The sequence below is a fragment of the Pseudomonas sp. LABIM340 genome (assembly GCF_040017195.2).
In the GTDB taxonomy this organism is placed as follows: Bacteria; Pseudomonadota; Gammaproteobacteria; order Pseudomonadales; family Pseudomonadaceae; genus Pseudomonas.
On record NZ_CM200227.1, the window covers coordinates 3,964,575 to 3,983,186 of the forward strand.

General features: G+C 66.1%; 14 protein-coding genes. 11 read left to right on the forward strand and 3 right to left on the reverse strand.

The genetic code is table 11. From position 1 onward, the window contains the following. The first annotated feature begins 444 nt into the window (after window positions 1-444). The 8 genes from ABKS89_RS18095 to ABKS89_RS18130 all read left to right on the forward strand — a co-directional run bounded on the left by ABKS89_RS18095 (window position 445) and on the right by ABKS89_RS18130 (window position 12,190). Window positions 445-3,093: a nitrate/nitrite transporter gene (locus ABKS89_RS18095; RefSeq protein ID WP_138214496.1), complete on the forward strand. Its 2,649-nt coding sequence runs from the start codon at window positions 445-447 to the stop codon at window positions 3,091-3,093. A gap of 27 nt (window positions 3,094-3,120) precedes the next feature. Further along, window positions 3,121-6,885 (forward strand): nitrate reductase subunit alpha, encoded by a 3,765-nt coding sequence (locus ABKS89_RS18100; protein WP_138214497.1) that lies wholly within the window; start codon window positions 3,121-3,123, stop codon window positions 6,883-6,885. After that, the gene (gene narH / locus ABKS89_RS18105; RefSeq protein ID WP_138214498.1) at window positions 6,882-8,441 is read left to right on the forward strand and encodes a nitrate reductase subunit beta; all 1,560 of its coding nucleotides are present in this window, start codon (window positions 6,882-6,884) and stop codon (window positions 8,439-8,441) included. Before ABKS89_RS18100 ends, narH begins: the two co-directional genes overlap by 4 nt. After that, window positions 8,434-9,204 (forward strand): nitrate reductase molybdenum cofactor assembly chaperone, encoded by a 771-nt coding sequence (gene narJ / locus ABKS89_RS18110; protein WP_151187459.1) that lies wholly within the window; start codon window positions 8,434-8,436, stop codon window positions 9,202-9,204. Before narH ends, narJ begins: the two co-directional genes overlap by 8 nt. Window positions 9,205-9,233: 29 nt before the next feature. Next, complete coding sequence (gene narI, locus ABKS89_RS18115) at window positions 9,234-9,917, forward strand: respiratory nitrate reductase subunit gamma (protein WP_081518326.1); 684 nt, start codon at window positions 9,234-9,236, stop codon at window positions 9,915-9,917. 12 nt (window positions 9,918-9,929) lie between these two features. After that, window positions 9,930-10,757: a peptidylprolyl isomerase gene (locus tag ABKS89_RS18120; protein WP_348586428.1), complete on the forward strand. Its 828-nt coding sequence runs from the start codon at window positions 9,930-9,932 to the stop codon at window positions 10,755-10,757. 145 nt (window positions 10,758-10,902) lie between these two features. After that, window positions 10,903-11,568 carry a hypothetical protein gene (locus ABKS89_RS18125; RefSeq protein WP_518300949.1) on the forward strand — a complete coding sequence of 222 codons (666 nt, stop codon included), beginning with the start codon at window positions 10,903-10,905 and terminating at the stop codon, window positions 11,566-11,568. A 4-nt stretch (window positions 11,569-11,572) separates the two neighbouring features. Then, complete coding sequence (locus ABKS89_RS18130; RefSeq protein ID WP_348586429.1) at window positions 11,573-12,190, forward strand: helix-turn-helix transcriptional regulator; 618 nt, start codon at window positions 11,573-11,575, stop codon at window positions 12,188-12,190. Window positions 12,191-12,192: 2 nt separating this feature from the next. On the opposite strand, the gene ABKS89_RS18135 is transcribed toward ABKS89_RS18130, so the two are convergent. After that, a complete protein-coding gene (locus ABKS89_RS18135) occupies window positions 12,193-12,456 on the reverse strand; it encodes a hypothetical protein (RefSeq protein ID WP_348586431.1) in 264 nt (87 codons plus the stop codon). Window positions 12,457-12,673: 217 nt separating this feature from the next. Here ABKS89_RS18135 and ABKS89_RS18140 point away from each other — a divergent pair, with 217 nt between their 5' ends. Continuing rightward, on the forward strand, window positions 12,674-13,855 hold the full coding sequence (locus tag ABKS89_RS18140) for a GGDEF domain-containing protein (RefSeq protein ID WP_348586433.1): 1,182 nt from the start codon (window positions 12,674-12,676) through the stop codon (window positions 13,853-13,855). Between the two features lie 52 nt (window positions 13,856-13,907). On the opposite strand, the gene aguA is transcribed toward ABKS89_RS18140, so the two are convergent. Beyond that, entirely contained in the window at window positions 13,908-15,023 is a 1,116-nt protein-coding gene (aguA, locus tag ABKS89_RS18145) for an agmatine deiminase (RefSeq protein WP_348586435.1), read from the reverse strand. A gap of 220 nt (window positions 15,024-15,243) precedes the next feature. Further along, window positions 15,244-16,131, reverse strand: a complete 888-nt coding sequence (locus ABKS89_RS18150; protein WP_348586437.1) for a LysR substrate-binding domain-containing protein — start codon at window positions 16,129-16,131, stop codon at window positions 15,244-15,246. A 409-nt stretch (window positions 16,132-16,540) separates the two neighbouring features. Between ABKS89_RS18150 and ABKS89_RS18155 the strand changes: the two genes are divergently transcribed. Together ABKS89_RS18155 and ABKS89_RS18160 are read left to right on the forward strand one after the other, a co-directional pair. Beyond that, window positions 16,541-17,842, forward strand: coding sequence for an OmpP1/FadL family transporter (locus ABKS89_RS18155; RefSeq protein WP_348586438.1), 1,302 nt, complete (start codon window positions 16,541-16,543; stop codon window positions 17,840-17,842). Between the two features lie 81 nt (window positions 17,843-17,923). Beyond that, a complete protein-coding gene (locus ABKS89_RS18160; protein ID WP_138214507.1) occupies window positions 17,924-18,595 on the forward strand; it encodes a DUF3313 domain-containing protein in 672 nt (223 codons plus the stop codon). Window positions 18,596-18,612: the final 17 nt, after the last annotated feature.

Consider the following 18,612-nt stretch of genomic DNA (forward strand, 5'->3'; position numbering starts at 1 on the left):
TGAGGCGCTGGCAGTCTGTCGCTGCGAGTCGCCGCCGCACGATACTCCGCTCAAGCTACGCGCCTCCTGCGCAGGATCAAGAAGTTCTGTCGTGCAGGACGAATCTCCATGTTCCTACAGTAGTCGCTGATCAATGGCAGCACGCCTGTTCATGCAGTGGCAATCCAGTGGCCATCGCTATTTATATTTCTATATAGCGAAACACCAAGTTGCGCACGTTCGCAGCAATATCCCGCCTCGTTTTGGAATTCCCCTTGATCTGCGTCTAGGCTGGACCTCTGCAGCACCCGAGCGGTGCCAAGATAACCAGAGATTCCACAAGACACCGTGATTCGGCTAATGGCAATGCCCGCGAGCGCAGGTACCCACTGACCTGCCCCGGCATCGTTACGGCTGGATGGAACGAACCGTTGCTGACGGTACCTTCAAGGGACTGCGTGCAGAATGGCTACTTCAATTCCAGCTGGCGACCGCTATCGCGCTCTCGGCTTGTCGACCCTGGCCTTTACCCTGTGCTTCGCCGTATGGACGCTGTTCTCCATCCTCGGCCTGCAGATCAAGAACGAGTTCGGCCTCAGCGATACCCAGCTCGGCCTGCTGATGGCGACGCCGGTGCTGACCGGCTCGATCTCGCGCATCTTCCTCGGCCTGTGGACCGACCGCTACGGCGGCCGCTGGGTGTTCGGCCTGTTGATGCTGGTGTCGGCCGTCTGCGTCTACCTGCTGACCTTCGCCAACAGTTTCCCGATGTTGCTGGTGGCCGCGCTGGGCGTCGGCCTGGCCGGCGGCGGCTTCATCGTCGGCACAGCCTACACCGCCACCTGGTTCGAAGCCGGGCAACAGGGCACCGCGCTGGGCATCTTCGGTGCCGGTAACGTCGGCGCCGGCCTGACCAACCTCGCCGCTCCGCTGCTGATGCTCGCCCTCGGCTGGCGCGGCGCCGCGCTGGTCTACGCAATCGTGCTGGGCGTCATGGGCATCCTGTTCATCCTGCTGGCCAAGACCGACCCGCAGGCCGCCACCCGCCAGGCCAAGGCCGTCCCGCTGGCCGAGCAACTGGCGCCGCTGGCCGAGCTGCGCGTGTGGCGCTTCTCGCTGTACTACTTCTTCGTCTTCGGCGCCTTCGTGGCGCTGGCCCTGTGGCTGCCGCACTACCTGATGGAGGTGTACGGCCTGGGCCTGGCCGCCGCCGGTTTCGTCGCCGCGCTGTACACCGTGCCGGCCTCGCTGTTCCGCATCCTCGGCGGCTGGCTGTCGGACCGCTACGGCGCGCGCCGGGTGATGTACTGGACCCTGAGCCTGTCGGTGATCTGCACCTTCCTGCTCAGCTACCCACCCACCCGCTACGTCGTCACCGGCGTGCGCGGCGAGGTGGAGTTCGCCATGCACCTGGGGCTGATCGGCTTCGCCGCGATCATCATCGTGCTGGGCTTCTTCATGTCCCTGGGCAAGGCGGCGGTGTTCAAGCACATCCCCACCTACTACCCACAGCACGTCGGCGTGGTCGGCGGTCTGGTGGGCATGATGGGCGGCCTGGGCGGCTTCCTGCTGCCGCTGACCTTCGGCATGCTCAACGACGTGGTCGGCATCTGGCAGAGCTGCTTCATGCTGCTGTTCCTGATCGCCGCCGGCGCCCTGGCCTGGATGCACTACGCGATCCGCATGGCCGAGCGCGTGGAATGGGCCGAGCGCAGTTCCTCCCGCGACCTGCCGGAGCTCTCCACCCCCAGCAGCTTCGTCCTGCGCGAATGGCACCCCGAGGACCCGGCGTTCTGGGAGCAGACCGGCAAGCGCATCGCCACGCGCAACCTGTGGATCTCCATCCCCAACCTGCTGCTGGCCTTCGCCATCTGGATGGTCTGGTCGGTGGTGGTGGCCAAGCTGCCGCTGGCGGGCTTCGAGTACAGCGCCAACCAGCTGTTCTGGCTGGCCGCCCTGCCCGGCCTGTCCGGCGCCACCCTGCGCATTTTCTACAGCTTCATGGTGCCGATCTTCGGCGGCCGGCGCTGGACGGCGCTGTCCACTGCATCGCTGTTGCTGCCGGCGCTGTGGATCGGCTTCGCCGTGCAGAACCCGAACACGCCGTACCTGGTGATGCTGATCCTCGCCCTGCTCTGCGGCCTGGGCGGCGGCAACTTCTCCTCGAGCATGGCGAACATCTCGTTCTTCTTCCCCAAACAGGCCAAGGGCGCGGCCATGGGCCTGAACGCCGGGCTGGGCAACCTGGGCGTCAGCGTCATGCAGTTCGCCGTGCCGCTGTGCATCACCATGACGGTGTTCGGCGGCCTGGGCGGCGAGCCGCAGATGACCGCCGCCGGCACGCCGCTGTGGCTGCAGAACGCCGGCTTCATCTGGGTGCCCTTCATCATCATTGCGACCATCGCCGCCTGGTTCGGCATGAACGACATCGCCAGCGCCAAGTCGTCCTTCGCCGACCAGATGGCGATCTTCAAGCGCAAGCACACCTGGCTGATGAGCGTGCTCTACACCGGTACCTTCGGCAGCTTCATCGGCTTCTCCGCCGGCTTCCCGCTGCTGGCCGGGCACCTGTTCCCCGGCGTCGACGTGCTCAAGTTCGCCTTCCTCGGGCCGCTGATCGGGGCGCTGGCCCGCGCCTTCACCGGCGGCCTGGCGGACCGCTTCGGCGGCGGACGGATCAGCCTCTGGGTGTTCGTCGCCATGGCCGTGTGCGTCGGGGGCGTGCTGTTCTTCATCGAAGGCAAGGACCAGCCGGGCGCCTTCTGGGGCTTCCTGGCGATGTTCCTGCTGCTGTTCTTCTTCTCCGGGGTGGGCAATGCCAGCACAACGCAGATGATCCCGGCGATCTTCCGGATCATGACGCCGCGCCTGTTCCCCAGCCTGCCCGCCGAGCAGCAGGGCCTGCAGAGCGAGAAGGAGTCCGCCGCCGCGGTGGGCTTCATCTCCGCGGTGGCGGCCTACGGTGGCTTCTTCATCCCGAAATCGTTCGGCAGTTCGTTCGACCTCACCGGAGGCCCGGAATGGGCGCTCTACGGGTTCATCGTGTTCTACGTGCTGTGTATCGCGCTGACCTGGTTCTACTACACCCGTGGTAATGCCGAGGTGCGTTGCTAAGCGCGCACCCAGCCAAGGAGGACAAACATGAGCTTCTTCATCGACCGCCTGCGCTACCTGGTCAAGCGTCCCCCGGAGTTCGCCGGTGGCCACGGCGAAACCCGCGATGAGAGCCGCGACTGGGAAGACGGCTATCGCCAGCGCTGGCAGTTCGACAAGATCGCCCGCTCGACCCACGGGGTGAACTGCACCGGCTCCTGCAGCTGGAAGATCTACGTGAAGAACGGCCTGGTCACCTGGGAAACCCAGCAGACCGACTACCCGCGCACCCGCCCCGACCTGCCCAACCACGAGCCCCGTGGCTGCCCGCGCGGCGCCAGCTACTCCTGGTACCTGTACAGCGCCAACCGGCTGAAATACCCCATGGTGCGCAAGGCGCTGGTGCAACTCTGGCGCGAGGCGCTGGCGGCCCACAAGGACCCGGTGCTGGCCTGGGCGAGCATCGTCGAGGACCCGCAGAAGTCCAAACAGTACAAGTCCATCCGCGGCCGTGGCGGCTTCGTCCGCGCCGACTGGGACGAGATGCAGACCCTGGTCGCCGCCGCCAACGTCTACACCGTGAAGACCTACGGCCCGGACCGCGTCGCCGGCTTCTCGCCGATCCCGGCGATGTCGATGGTCTCCTACGCCTCGGGCACCCGTTACCTGTCGCTGATCGGCGGCGTATGCCTGTCCTTCTATGACTGGTACTGCGACCTGCCGCCCGCCTCGCCACAGGTGTGGGGCGAGCAGACCGACGTGCCCGAGTCCGCCGACTGGTACAACTCCGGCTACATCATCGCCTGGGGTTCCAACGTCCCGCAGACCCGTACGCCCGACGCGCATTTCTTCACCGAGGTCCGCTACAAGGGCACCAAGACCATCGCCATCACCCCGGACTACGCGGAAATCTCCAAGCTCTGCGACGAGTGGATGAGCGCCAAGCAGGGCACCGACTCCGCGCTGGCCATCGCCATGGGCCATGTGATCTTCAAGGAATTCCACCTGGAGAAACCCAGCGCCTACTTCACCGACTACATCCGCCGCTACACCGACATGCCGATCCTGGTCGAGCTGGAGCAGCGCGACGACGGCAGCCTGGTGCCGGGCAAGCAACTGCGCGCCAGCGACTTCGACGGCAACCTGGAGCAGGCCAACAACCCCGAATGGAAGACCGTGGCCTGGGACGAGAGCGGCGACCGCCTGGTGGTACCGCGCGGCGCCATCGGCTTCCGCTGGGGTGAGAGCGGCCACTGGAACCTGGAGCAGGTCGACGCCGACGGCAAGGAGATCAGCCTGCGCCTGTCGCAACTCGGCCAGCATGACGAAGTGGCGCGGGTGGCCTTCCCCTACTTCGGCGGCATCGAGCGCCAGCACTTCCCCAACGTGAAGGTGCGCGACGTCATCTACCACCACGTGCCGGCCAAGCGCCTGAAACTGGCCGATGGCCGCGAGGTGCTGGCGGTCACCGTGTTCGACCTGACCGCCGCCAACTACGGCATCGACCGTGGCCTGCAAGCCACCGTCGGCGGTGCGGGCGAGGACGACGGCGCCAGCGATTACGGGCAGATGAAGCCCTACACCCCGGCCTGGCAGGAGGCGATCACCGGGGTGCCGGCGGCGCAGATGATCCGCATCGCCCGCGAGTTCGCCCTCAACGCCGACAAGACCCATGGCCGTTCCATGATCATCGTCGGTGCCGGGATGAACCACTGGTACCACATGGACATGAACTACCGCGGGCTGATCAACATGCTCATCCTCTGCGGTTGCATCGGCAAAAGCGGTGGCGGCTGGTCGCACTACGTCGGCCAGGAAAAGCTGCGCCCGCAGACCGGCTGGACGCCGCTGGCCTTCGCCCTCGACTGGCACCGTCCGCCGCGCCACATGAACGGCACCTCGTTCTTCTACAACCATTCCAGCCAGTGGCGCTACGAGAAGCTGGAAGTGAAGGAGCTGCTCTCCCCGCTGGCCCGCCCGCAGGACTTCAGCGGCAGCCTGGTGGACTTCAACGTGCGCGCCGAACGCATGGGCTGGTTGCCTTCCGCGCCGCAACTGGGGATCAACCCGCTGCGCCTGGCCGCCGCCGCCCAGGCCGCCGGCAAGAGCACGGTGGACTACACCGTCGAGCAACTGAAAAGCGGCCAGCTGCGCTTCGCCAGCGAAGACCCGGACAACCCGCAGAACCACCCGCGCAACCTGTTCGTCTGGCGCTCCAACCTGCTCGGCTCCTCCGGCAAGGGCCACGAGTACATGCTCAAGTACCTGCTGGGCACCAAGCACGGCGTGCTCGGCAAGGACCTGGGCGAAGCCGGCAAGCAGCGCTCCGAGGAAGTGGTGTGGAAGGACGAGCCCATCGAAGGCAAGCTCGACCTGCTGACCACCCTGGACTTCCGCATGTCCACCACCTGCCTCTACTCCGATGTGGTGCTGCCCACCGCCACCTGGTACGAGAAGGACGACCTCAACACCTCGGACATGCACCCCTTCATCCACCCGCTCACCGCCGCCACCGACCCGGCCTGGGAAGCGCGCAGCGACTGGCAGATCTACGACGGCATCGCCCAGGCCTTCTCGCGCCTGTGCGTCGGCCACCTGGGCGAGGAAACCGACCTGGTGACCTTGCCGCTGCAGCACGACAGCCCCGGCGAACTGGCCCAGCCCGAAGTGCTCGACTGGAAGAAAGGCGAGTGCGAGGCGATCCCCGGCAAGACCATGCCGTCGCTCATCGAGGTCAAGCGCAACTACCCGGAAACCTACGAGCGCTTCAGCTCCGTCGGCCCGCTGCTGGACACCATCGGCAACGGCGGCAAGGGCATCGCCTGGAACACCGAGACCGAGGTCGACCTGCTCGGCAAGCTCAACTACCGCAAGCTCGAAGGCTCCGCCGCCGGCCGGCCGAAGATCGCCTCGGCCATCGACGCCGCCGAAATGATCCTCGCCCTGGCGCCGGAGACCAACGGCCAGGTGGCGGTGAAGGCCTGGGCGGCGCTGTCGAAGATCACCGGGCGCGACCACACGCACCTGGCCAAGCCCAAGGAAGAAGAGAAAATCCGCTTCCGCGACCTCGTCGCGCAGCCGCGCAAGATCATCTCCAGCCCCACCTGGTCGGGCCTGGAAGACGAGCACGTGAGCTACAACGCCTGCTACACCAACGTGCATGAACTGATCCCCTGGCGCACCGTCACCGGCCGCCAGCAGTTCTACCAGGACCACCCGTGGATGCGCGCCTTCGGCGAAAGCCTGATGGTCTATCGCCCGCCCATCGACACCAAGGCCGCCGCCAGCGTTGCCGCGCCGAAAAGCAACGGCAACCCGGAAATCGCCCTGAACTGGCTGACCCCGCACCAGAAGTGGGGCATCCACTCCACCTACAGCGACAACCTGCTGATGCAGACCCTGTCGCGCGGCGGGCCGATCGTCTGGATGTCCGAGGACGATGCGCGTTCCATCGGCGTCTCCGACAACGACTGGATCGAGCTGTACAACGCCAACGGCGCCATCGCCGCCCGCGCGGTGGTGAGCCAGCGGGTGCGCCCGGGCATGGCGATGATGTACCACGCCCAGGAACGCATCCTGAACATCCCCGGCTCCGAGATGACCGGCACGCGCGGCGGCATCCACAACTCGGTCACGCGGGTCTGCCCCAAGCCGACCCACATGATCGGCGGCTACGCGCAGCTCTCCTACGGCTTCAACTACTACGGCACCGTGGGTTCCAACCGCGACGAGTTCGTCATCGTGCGCAAGATGCGCCGCATCGACTGGCTCGACGGCGAAGGCAACGACTATCAGCAGGAGGCCGTCAAATGAAGATTCGTTCCCAGGTCGGGATGGTCCTGAACCTCGACAAGTGCATCGGCTGCCACACCTGCTCGGTCACCTGCAAGAACGTCTGGACCAGCCGCGAAGGCATCGAATACGCCTGGTACAACAACGTCGAGACCAAGCCCGGCATCGGCTACCCCAAGGAGTGGGAGAACCAGAAGAAATGGAACGGCGGCTGGGTGCGCAACGCCGACGGCTCCATCAACCCGCGCATCGGCGGCAAGTGGCGGGTGCTGGCGAACATCTTCGCCAACCCGGACCTGCCGGAGATCGACGACTACTACGAACCCTTCACCTTCGACTACCAGCACCTGCACAGCGCCAAGCAGGGCGACCACCAGCCGGTGGCGCGGCCGCGCTCGCTGATCTCCGGGCAGCGCATGGACAAGGTGGAATGGGGCCCGAACTGGGAAGAACTGCTGGGCACCGAGTTCGCCAAGCGCCGCAAGGACATCAACTTCGACCAGGTCCAGGCGGATATCTACGGGCAGTTCGAAAACACCTTCATGATGTACCTGCCGCGCCTGTGCGAGCACTGCCTGAACCCGGCGTGCGTGGCCTCCTGCCCCAGCGGCGCGATCTACAAGCGCGAGGAGGACGGCATCGTCCTCATCGACCAGGACAAGTGCCGCGGCTGGCGCATGTGCATCAGTGGCTGCCCGTACAAGAAGATCTACTACAACTGGAAAAGCGGTAAGTCGGAGAAGTGCATCTTCTGCTACCCGCGCATCGAGACCGGCCAGCCCACGGTGTGCTCGGAAACCTGCGTGGGACGCATCCGCTACCTCGGCGTGCTGCTCTACGACGCCGACCGCATCGAGGAAGTGGCCGCATCCAAGGACGACCGTGACCTCTACCACCGCCAGTGCGAAATCTTCCTCGACCCGCACGACCCGGAAGTCATCGCCCAGGCGCGCAAGGACGGCATCCCCGACAACGTGATCGCCGCAGCGCAAGCCTCACCCGTCTACAAGCTGGCCATCGACTGGCAGCTGGCCCTGCCGCTGCACCCGGAATACCGCACCCTGCCGATGGTCTGGTACGTGCCGCCGCTCTCCCCCATCCAGTCCGCCGCCGAGGCCGGGCACGTGGAGTTCGACGGCGTGCTGCCCAAGGTCGAGTCGCTGCGCATCCCCGTGCGCTACCTGGCCAACATGCTCACCGCCGGCGAGGAAGCACCGGTGGTGCTGGCCCTCAAGCGGCTGATGGCGATGCGCGTGTACATGCGCGCCAAGCACGTCGACAAGGAGCTGAACACCGAGGTGCTGCAACAGGTCGGCCTGACCCAGAACCAGGTCGAGGAGATGTACCGCTACCTGGCCATCGCCAACTACGAGGACCGTTTCGTCATCCCCACCGGGCACCGCGAGCACATCCCCGAGGCCTATGCCGAACGCAGCGGCTGCGGCTTCACCTTCGGCGACGGCTGCAACGGCGGCGGCAACAACCAGGTCAGCCTGTTCGGCGGACGCAAGAACACCACCACGCTGGTCAAGCCGGTGCAGACCTTCGACCCGGTGGAGGACAGCCGCCATGGGTAACTACGAAGCCATCCCCAAACCTCACGACGGCCCCATCGTTGGCCTGCTCAGCCTGCGCGTGCTGGCGCGCCTGCTCGACTACCCCACCGCCGAGCTGCAGGCGGCCTGCGCCGAAGCCGTGGAGATTCTCGACGGCGAAGACCGCCTGCCACTGAAGCTGCGCGCGGAACTGGCGCAGTGGTGCGCTGAACTGGCCGCCGGCGACCTGCTCGACCTCGAGGAAGCCTATGTCGAGCTGTTCGACCGCGGCCGCGCTACCTCGCTGCTGCTGTTCGAGCACGTGCACGGCGAATCCCGCGACCGCGGCCAGGCCATGGTCAACCTGCTGGCCGAGTACGAAGCCGCCGGCTTCCAGCTCGACGCCCGCGAGTTGCCGGACTACCTGCCGCTGTTCCTGGAGTACCTGTCGACCCGCAGCCATGAGGAAATCGGCCAGTGGCTGGGTGACATCCAGCACATCCTCGCCCTGCTCACCGCGCGTCTTGAGGAGCGCGACACCCGCTACGCACTGGTGCCGCGCGCCCTGCTCGCGCTGATCGGCGCCACCGAGGCCATCGACGAGCAGCGCCCGGTGGCCGCCGGCGAAGCACCGGACAACACGCCCCAGGCGCTGGACGCGGTGTGGGAGGAAGAAGCCGTGCGCTTCCACGCCGAAACCGACAAGGACTGCAGCCTGCAGTCAGCCGAAGGACGACGCCTGGCCGAGCGCAAGTACGAAGCGCTGCCCCAGGTCGTGCAGATCATGCCGTCAGAGCGCCCCTGAACCCGGCAAAGAATGAACGGAGGCCCATCATGTTCGAGCAATACCTGCTCCAATTCATCTACGGCATCTACCCCTACCTCGCCGGCACCGTGTTCCTGATCGGCAGCCTGATGCGCTACGACTACGGCCAGTACACCTGGAAGACCGGCTCCAGCCAGATGCTCTCGTCGAAGCACATGCGCCTGGCGAGCAACCTCTTCCACATCGGCATCCTGGCGATCTTCGGCGGCCACCTGGTCGGCCTGCTGACGCCGCACTGGGTCTACGCGCCGTTCCTCTCGGCCGGGCACAAGCAGCTGATGGCGATCATCTTCGGCGGCATCGCCGGGGTGCTCTGCGTGATCGGCGGCGCCATGCTGCTCTGGCGGCGGCTGACCAACCCGCGCGTGCGCGCCTCCTCCAGCGTGATGGACAACCTGATCATCGCCCTGCTCCTGCTGCAGGCCTGCCTGGGCCTGACCACCATCTTCGAATCCATGGACCACCTGGACGGCGGCATGATGCTGGCGCTGGCCAACTGGGCGCAGGCCATCGTGTTCTTCCGCGGCGGCGCCGCCGACTTCGTGATGGAAGCGCCGCTGATCTTCAAGCTGCACATCTTCATCGGCCTGACCATCATCCTGCTGTTCCCCTTCACCCGCCTGGTGCACGTGTGGAGCATTCCGCTGGGCTACTTCGGCCGTAACTACCAGATCGTCCGCCGTCGCGGCTAAGGAACAAAGCCAATGGACATGATTGCCGTCGAGAACCTCCCCGATGCACCGATCCCGGTGATCCGCGTCGGCGACACCGAGCTCACCGAGGCCGACATCGCCAAGGAGACGCCTTTCCACCCGGGCTCCTCGCTGGCCGATGCGCAGCTCCGCGCCGTGCGCGCTCTGGTCGTGCGTGAGCTGCTGTCGCAGCGCGCCGCCATGCTCGGCCTGACGGCGAGCATCGCCGATGATGACCAGGCTGTAGCGACCCTGCTGGAGCGCGAATTGAACGTCCCGGAGCCGGACGAAACCAGCTGCCGCCGCTACTTCGACACCCACCGCGAGCGCTTCTCCGAGCCAACCCGCCTGCGCGTGCGGCACATCCTGCTGCCCGCCGCACCGGAAGACGCCAAGGCCCGCGACGCGCACTACCGGCTGGGGGAGAAGCTGCTGAAGGAACTGGGCACGCACCCGGAGCGCTTCACCGACCTGGCCCAGCGGCATTCCGCCTGCCCGTCGAAGGACGAAGGCGGCGAGCTGGGCTGGCTGACCTCCGGGCAGACCGTCGCCGAACTGGACCAGGCCATCCAGCGCCTGCCGGTGGGCCTGCACGACCGGCCGCTGGCGTCGCGCTACGGCTGGCACCTGGTGAGCATCGACGAGCGCCAGGAGCGCAAGCCGCTGCCTTACGCCCAGGTCGCCAACCACGTGCACCACAGCCTGCGCGAGGAATCCACCCGCCACGCCCTGCGCCAGTACCTGCTGGCGCTGGAGAAGGAGATCGGTGTCCGCGGCTTCAGCCTGGACGAAGACCCCATCGAAGGCTCCAGCAACCGGCGCAGCGATATCGGGCTCTGAAGGGACAATCTAGATACACGGAACCCGCTGGAAGCTCGGGTGGCCCGCCGACAGCACCAGCTTCCAACGCCTCCGGTCGGATAAATCAATTAAGGCATCTTTATATGTCTTAATTGATTTTGAAGTCCCTACCGAGGCTATCGCCATGAAAACCGTCTCATCGCTTTTCGTTGTGTTCGCCACGCTCTGCACGCTTGCCACGGGTATCAGCGCCGCCAGCTACTCGACCCCGATGTCCCACGAAAGCAGTGCCGCCTCGTCCCCGGCGGCACTGAACAACCGTCTTGCCCTGCGCGACCTGTGGCAGGAGCACATCTTCTGGATTCGCGATTACGTGCAGGCCAACCAGGCCGGCGACAAGGCCCAGGCCAAGGTCGCCGCCGACCAGGTAGTGGCCAACGCCACCAACATCGCCAACGCCATCGCTCCGCTCTACGGCCAGCCGGCCGCCGACCAGTTGCTCAAGCTGCTGGCCGGGCACTGGGGCGCGGTGAAACACTACAGCGACGCCACCGTCGCCAAGGACGATGGCGGGCGCAAGGCCGCCGTCAGCGAGCTGACCAGCAATGCCGGCGCCATCGCCAGATTCCTCGCCTCGGCCAACCCGAACCTGCCGGAGAAAGACCTGGTCGCCATGCTCAGCACCCACGGCGCCCAGCACATCGCGCAGATCGACCAGTTGGCCGCGCACGACTACGTCGGCGAAGCGAAGACCTGGCAGGGCATGCGCCAGCACATCCAGATGCTCGCCGACGCGCTGAGCGCCGCACTGGTCAAGCAGTTCCCGGACAAATTCCACGCCGCGGGGTAATTGCATGCTTCAGGGAATGGGCCGTACCCAGCAGGACCTGCTCGCCGCCCTGCTCTACCAGGCGGGCGGCATGAGCATCGACGAACTGGCCGAACAACTGGCGGTGACGCGCACCGCCGTGCGCCAGCACCTGGCCGCGCTGGAACGCGACGCGCTGGTCCTGCGCGGCCCCACCCGACCCACCGGGCGCCGCCCCGAGCAGCTGTACCTGCTGAGCCCGCGCGGGCGGGAACTCTTCCCCCGGCACTACCAGTTGCTCGGCGACCTGCTGATTGGTGAGATTGCCCAGCTGATCGGCGCGCAGGCGCTACAGGACATGATGCGCAAACTCGGCGCGCGCCTGGCCGAGGAGCTGGAAGCCGAGCCAGTGAACGAGGAGCGCATCGCCGAGCACCTGAGCGACAACGGCTACGAGGCGCAGGTGTTCTTCCGCAGCTCCGGCGAGGCCGAGATCGTCGCGCACAATTGCGTGTTTCATCACCTGGCCGAGCAGCATCCGGAAGTCTGCGAACTGGACCTGGCGCTGATCGGTACCCTCGGCGGGCATCCGGTCGAGCACCTGGAGTGCATGCACCGGGGCGGCGAGACCTGCCGCTTTCACCTGCGCCGCGAGGCTGACTGAGGTCAGGAGCGGTCGCGGCGCACCGTCGAGATGAAGCTGGTCGGGATCGACATCAGCAGGATATAGGCCGACACCGCCAGCATCAGGCCGCCGCTGCCCAGCAGCAGGTAGCGGCGCTCCTTCACCACGGTCACGTCGAGACCACCGGAAAACAGAATCCAGCCCAGCCCTGCCAGGGCAACGGTGAACAGGATGGCAATCAGGTAGCTGGCGGCGACGATCAGCATCCAGAACGGACTCCAGCGCCGGCGCGGTGGCTTTTCCATGGCTTCGGGCCTCCCAGCCCCACAGCGAACACTCACGAACCCGAACAGTCTGATGGCCACTGGCCGCTTCCGCAATGCGACGAAAGCGGAAGAAGGGCTTCCCAGACGTGACAGGAGCGGTGCAAACCCGACCGGAAGCGCCCGCTTGGCATACCGAAAAACCGCCAAGGGCGCTTACAATCACGGTTTTTGCCGACAGTGCAGTACGGTTTCGAAAATGGCGCTCGATCCACCCACCATGTTGACTATCTCGGTCGCCCTCGCGGCGGCCGCAGCGCTGTATCTGGCCATCGAATGGCGCAGCGTGCGCGAACGCTCGCTGCTCTACTGGAGCGCTGGCTTCGCCACCATCACCATCGGCTCCACCCTCGCCCTGCTGCGTATGAGCGGCTACCTGCTGGTGGGCATCTGGTTCGCCAATGGCCTGCTGGTGCTGGCGCACTGGTTCTTTCTCAGCGGAGTGGCGAAGTTCACCGAGGCGCGCTTGTCGCGGGGCTGGCTGCTCGTCCCGCTCACCTGGATAGCACTGCTGGCGCTGCCCGACGGCGGCCCGCTATGGTCCAAGCTCATGCTGCTGGCCAATTCCTGGCTGGTCGCCCTGCTCTCCCTGCGCGCCAGCTACCTGCTGCGGCCCCACGGCAAGTCCCTGAGCGTGGGCGCGGTGCAGCTGCGCTACGTGATGCTGGTACATGGCGCCTTCTACCTGGCCAAGGGTGCGACGGTGATCATCCCCGGCACGCTGATCGACCTGGCCGCCTTCCGCGGCGAAATCATCCAGATTTCCCTGGTCGAAGGTGCGATGGCGATCATGCTGATCGCCCTGTCGATGACCGGCACCGAGCGCTATCGCCGCGAGAAACGCATCGCCCGGCTTGCCGCGCGGGACCCGCTGACTGCGCTGTACAACCGCCGAGCCCTGGAGGTCCGAGCGCCCCGCGTGTTCGAGGACATCTCCCCGGAGCGCCCCGGCGCGCTGCTGCTGATCGACATCGACAACTTCAAGCAGGTCAATGACCTGCACGGGCACACCGCCGGCGACCGCCTGCTGGTGGCGCTCAGCGAGATGATCCGCGCCGCACTGCCTGAGCGTGCAGTGGCGGCGCGCCTGGGCGGTGACGAGTTCGTCATCCTGCTGAGCAATGTCAGCGGCGAACAGGTGATGGAGCTGGCCGGCAAGCTGCGCGAGCAGTTCCAGACCACCGCCACGCAGAACTTCGCCACGCCCCAGGCCGTGACCCTGAGCATTGGCGCCAACCTGTTCGACCAACCACCGGCCAGCCTCGCCGCGCTGATCGAGCAAGGCGACGCTGCGCTCTACGAATCCAAGCGCGGCGGCCGCGACAGCATCCGCCTGATGGACCGCACGGTGGCCGGGGGCGATCCGTTGCGCTTGGGCTGATTCGAGCTGACAGGAGCAACGCGGCCCGCGCAAGGCGGGCCGTGTGGGGACCTCAGGTGTGGCGCGCGGGCGCCGCGTACTGAGGCATGGTGATGCAGCCGATGTTGCCGCCGCCCAGGAGGATTTCCCGCGAGTTGTCGATGCCGATCACGCGCTTGTCCGGGAACAGCTCGGCCAGCACGCCCTGGGCGATGCGGTCGTTGGGGTCGTTGAAGAACGGCATCACGATGGCCGAGTTGCCAGTGTAGAAGTTGATGTAGGAGGCGCAGATCTTCGTGCCCTCCTGGCGGTCGAAGCTGCCGTCGACCTGGTCCAGGCCCTCGGCTTCTGCGGCGGTCCACTCCAGCACCTGAGGCTGCGGCAGCTTATGCACCTCCAGCGCATTGCCACGGGCGTCGCGGGCGCTGCGCAGCACGTCGTAGGCCTCCTGGTAGATTTCCCACTGCGGGTCGCTGCGGTCGTCCGTCCACTGCATCACCACCACGCCAGGCCGCACGAAGCAGGCCAGATCGTCGACGTGACCGTCGGTTTCGTCGAACTTGCAGCCGCGCGGCAGCCAGATCACGTGTTCGGCACCCAGGTAGTCGCAGAGCCGGCGGGTGACCTCTTCCTTGCCCAGGTGGGCATTGCGGTTGCGGTTGAGCAGGCATTGTTCGGTGGTCAGCAGGGTGCCCTGACCGTCACTGCGGATACTGCCCATCTCGGCGATGATCGACGCGCGATAGCGGTCGAAGCCTTCGATCTCGAGGATTTTCTGCGCGATCTGGTCGTCCTTGTCCCAGGGGTAATAAAGGCCGCCGTCGAGGCCGCCGTAGGCGTTGAACTGGAAGTCCACACCGCGCATCTCGCCGGTAGCGTCATTGACCAGGAAGGCCGGGCCGCTGTCGCGGAACCAGGTGTCGTTGCAAGTCATCTCCACCACGCGCACGTTCTCGGGGAGCATGCGCCGGGCGTTGGCGTACTGCGCGGCAGAGGCGCAGACGGTCACCGGCTCGCTGCTGGCGATGGCGCTGACCACCTCGACCCAGATCTTCTGCGCCGGCTTGCCGCCGTTGCGCCATACGTCCGTGCGCTCGGGCCAGCCGAGCCAGCAGCGGGCCTTGGGTTCGAATTCGCCGGGCAGGCGGAAGCCGTCGGCCCTGGGCATTGTCGAGTGGGTGCGGGACATCGGTGGTTCTCCGGAATCAGGGGCTGGGATGCCTCAAGGTTGCCGGCTCGCCGCGGAGAGAACCATTGATGAATTTCGCGGAATAGCTGAATTGGATTCATCATTTCGGCAGCTGAATGATGAGCACCCTGTAGGAGCGGGCCATGCCCGCGATCGCGCCCATGGGGCGCTCCTACAGGGGAACTCCGGGTTTACCTGCCCCGCAGGAGTTAGCCCGACATCACATGTCATTGAGCTGGTCGGTCATCCATTCGATGAAATCCGCTACCGCCGGCTTCTCCAGGCGCAGGCGTTCGCAGACCAGCGCGTACTGCCCCAGGGAAGTGATCTGAGCAGCGAACGGGCGCACCAGCCGGCCGCTGGCCAGGTCCTCGGCGCTGGTGAGGTTGTCGCCGATGGCCACGCCCTGCCCGCGCACCGCCGCTTCCATGGTCAGCCCGGCGTGGCCGAGGTAGACGTGGCGGCTCGGGCGGATGTCGCTGGCGTGGGTGATCAGCCAGGCGGTCCAGGACTTGCCGTCCTGGTCGTCGTGCAGCAGGCAGTGGCGCGCCAGGTCACGCGGGTGCTTGATCGGCGACTGGTTGAACAGGCCAGGGCTGCACACCGGGAAGAACTGCAGGGTCGGCAACGGCCGCACGAAGTAGGTGCTGGCGTCCGCCGGGCCGGTGCCGTAGGTGATCGCCAGGTCGATCTCGGCGGCCGGCCCCGGCGCCTCCAGCGGCTGCTCATGCAGGTGAAGGACGATCTCCGGATAGCGCTCGGCAAAATCCGCCAGCCGACCCACCAGCCACTTCTGCGCCAGCTCCACCGTCACGGCGATATGCAGCTGTGCCTGGGAGCCCGGATCGCGCAATTCATCGCACGCCGTACCGATCAGCTCGAAGGCCTGCTGCAGGCTGCGCAGCAGGCGCCGCGCCTGGGGAGTGGGCTGCACCTGGCGGCCCTGGCGCTCGAACAGCGTCGCCCCCAGCTGTTCTTCGAGCTGGCGAATCTGGTGGCTGACTGCGCTGTCGGTGACGCACAGCTCGGCAGCGGCGCGGCCAAAGTGCGCGTGACGGGCGGCGGATTCGAAGGTGCGCAGGGCGGTGAGCGAAGGCAGGCGGCGCATGGGCGACAGGTCTTTTCGAAGAATGGCGGCCGGCATGCTGACCGAGGCGCCACGCCCAGCGCAAGCCAGCGCCTCGCTGCGGGGCATCACTCATTTCGCGACAGCCGCCACCCGCCCGGGCCGACGCCACTTTGCGGGGGCGCAATCGTCAGGCGACGGCAAGTCGGCAGGTCAGACGGATTGGATACTCTTCAGGCCGCTGTTTGTGTCGCCTCCTGCACATCTATCGCGTCTTGAAGCAAAACCCGAGTTGCATATCCCGTATCGCTATCTAGGCTCTTTCACACAACCGGCTTCCCTATGTCCTATGGGTAGCAGGCTGAACGTCTCCAGAGCGCATTCGGAGCGAATGCCTTTCACGTCGCCAGCGCGACGCGAAAGCCAGTCAGGGAACAGCAGGGGATGCTCGATGACCAGAGACAGCACAGGCGCCGCAAAGGCCATCAGCGCCAGCATTGCCACATCGCTTTGTATCCTGTTCTCCGGCCCCGCCTCCGCCGGCGGCATCATGATCTACGAAGCCGGGCAGGAAGGCATGGGCCTGGCCAACGCCGGTTCCGCCGCCCTGGCCAGCGACCCCAGCGTGCTGATGAGCAACCCCGCGGGTATCGCAAAGCTCAAGGGCACGCAGATCAGCGCCAACGCCCAGGTCATCCTCGGCGACCTGCGTTTCTCCCGTGACGACAACAACCAGTTCGATGGCAACGAAGGCGGCAACGCGCTGGAATGGCTGCCCGGCGCGAGCTTCTTCGTCAGCCAGCAGATCGACGAGCGCTCGGCCATCGGCTTCGGCATGTACGGCAACTTCGGCCTGGCGCTGAACTACGACGACGACTGGGCCGGCCGCTACTTCAGCCAGGAAACGGCGATCATCGGCGTGTCCTTCCAGCCGACCATCGCGCACAAGTTCACCGACGACCTCACCGTCGGCATCGGTCCGCGCATCGTCTACGGCTACTACCGCACCGAGATGGCCATCAACAACAACCTGCTGGGCCTGCGCGACAACCCCGACGGCCAGCTGGAATACAAGGACACCGACGTCGGCGTCGGGGTCAACCTGGGCCTGCTCTATGACCTGAGCGAGCGCACGCAGATCGGCTTCGCCTACACCAGCAAAGTGAAGCTGGAGTTCGAAGACAGCCCCGACGTGAGCAAGATCAGCAACCCGATCATCAACGCCGCGCTCAACCGCCTGGACGTCAGTTCACTGGAGCTGGACGTGAACATCCCGCAGACGGCGACCCTGAGCATCGCCCACCAGCTGGACCCGCAGTGGAAGCTACTGGGCAGCCTGGGCTGGCAGGACTGGAGCGAGTTCGGCGAGATCGGCGTGGACGTCGACGCCAATGCCGGCGGCGTCGATCGCACCGTCGACCGCCAGTACAAGGACACCTGGCACGCCTCCATCGGCACCCAGTACCAGGCCACCCCGCAATGGCGCTGGAGCCTCGGCCTGGGCTACGACAGCTCGGCGGTGGACGACAAGGACCGCACCGTGGACAACCCCATGGCCGAGACCTGGCGCCTGGCGACCGGGATCAACTACCAGGTCGAGGAAGGCCTCGACCTGCACCTGGCCTACACCCTCGTCTGGCTCGGCGACATGGACGTCGAGCAGACCAAGTCACGCTCCGGCGAGACCCTTTCCGGCACTTACAACAACGCCGCCCTGCACATCATCGGCGGCGGTGCGACCTGGCGATTCTGACGGCCTACGCGACGACAAGAGCGCGGCCCTGACACTGCGATACGACACCTTCCACAAGAAACATCCCTAAGGAGCACTGCAATGAACCTGAAATTCCTGGCCCTGCCGCTGTGCGTGGCCACCCTTACCCTCTCCGGCTGCGCCAGCAAGTACGTGGAGCCGGAGAACTACTCAGGCTTCCTCAAGGACTACAGCGTCCTCAAGGAAGAGAAATCGCCCTCCGGCGCACCGGTGATGCGCTGGATCAAACCCGGCATCGACGTCAGCCAGTTCACCAGCGTCTACGTCGAGCCGAGCCAGCTCTACCCGAAACCGCAGCCCAGCGAGAAGATCCCGCAGAGCACCCTGGACGGCATCACCAAGTACTACGACCAGGCGCTGCAGACGCAATTCTCCAAGGCCCTGCCGCTGGCCACCGGCCCCGGCCCGGGCGTGCTGATCGTGCGCCCCGCGATCACCGCCGTCAGCGCCGAGACCAAGGGCCTGCAACCCTACGAGGTGATCCCGATCGCCCTGATCGCCGCCGGCGTCAGCACCGCCACCGGCATCCGCGACCAGGACACCAGCATCGCCACCGAAGCGGCCTTCCTCGACGGCAGCGACGGCAAGGTGGTCGCCCAGGTCGTCCGCAAGGGCGCCGGCACCGAGCTGGAGAACTCCTCCCAGGTCATGAGCGCCAACGACGCCAAGGCCGTGCTCGATGGCTGGGCGCGGGACATGCTCAAGTCCTATGAGCAGCTGAAACACAAGTAACCCCCTGCATGGCCCGC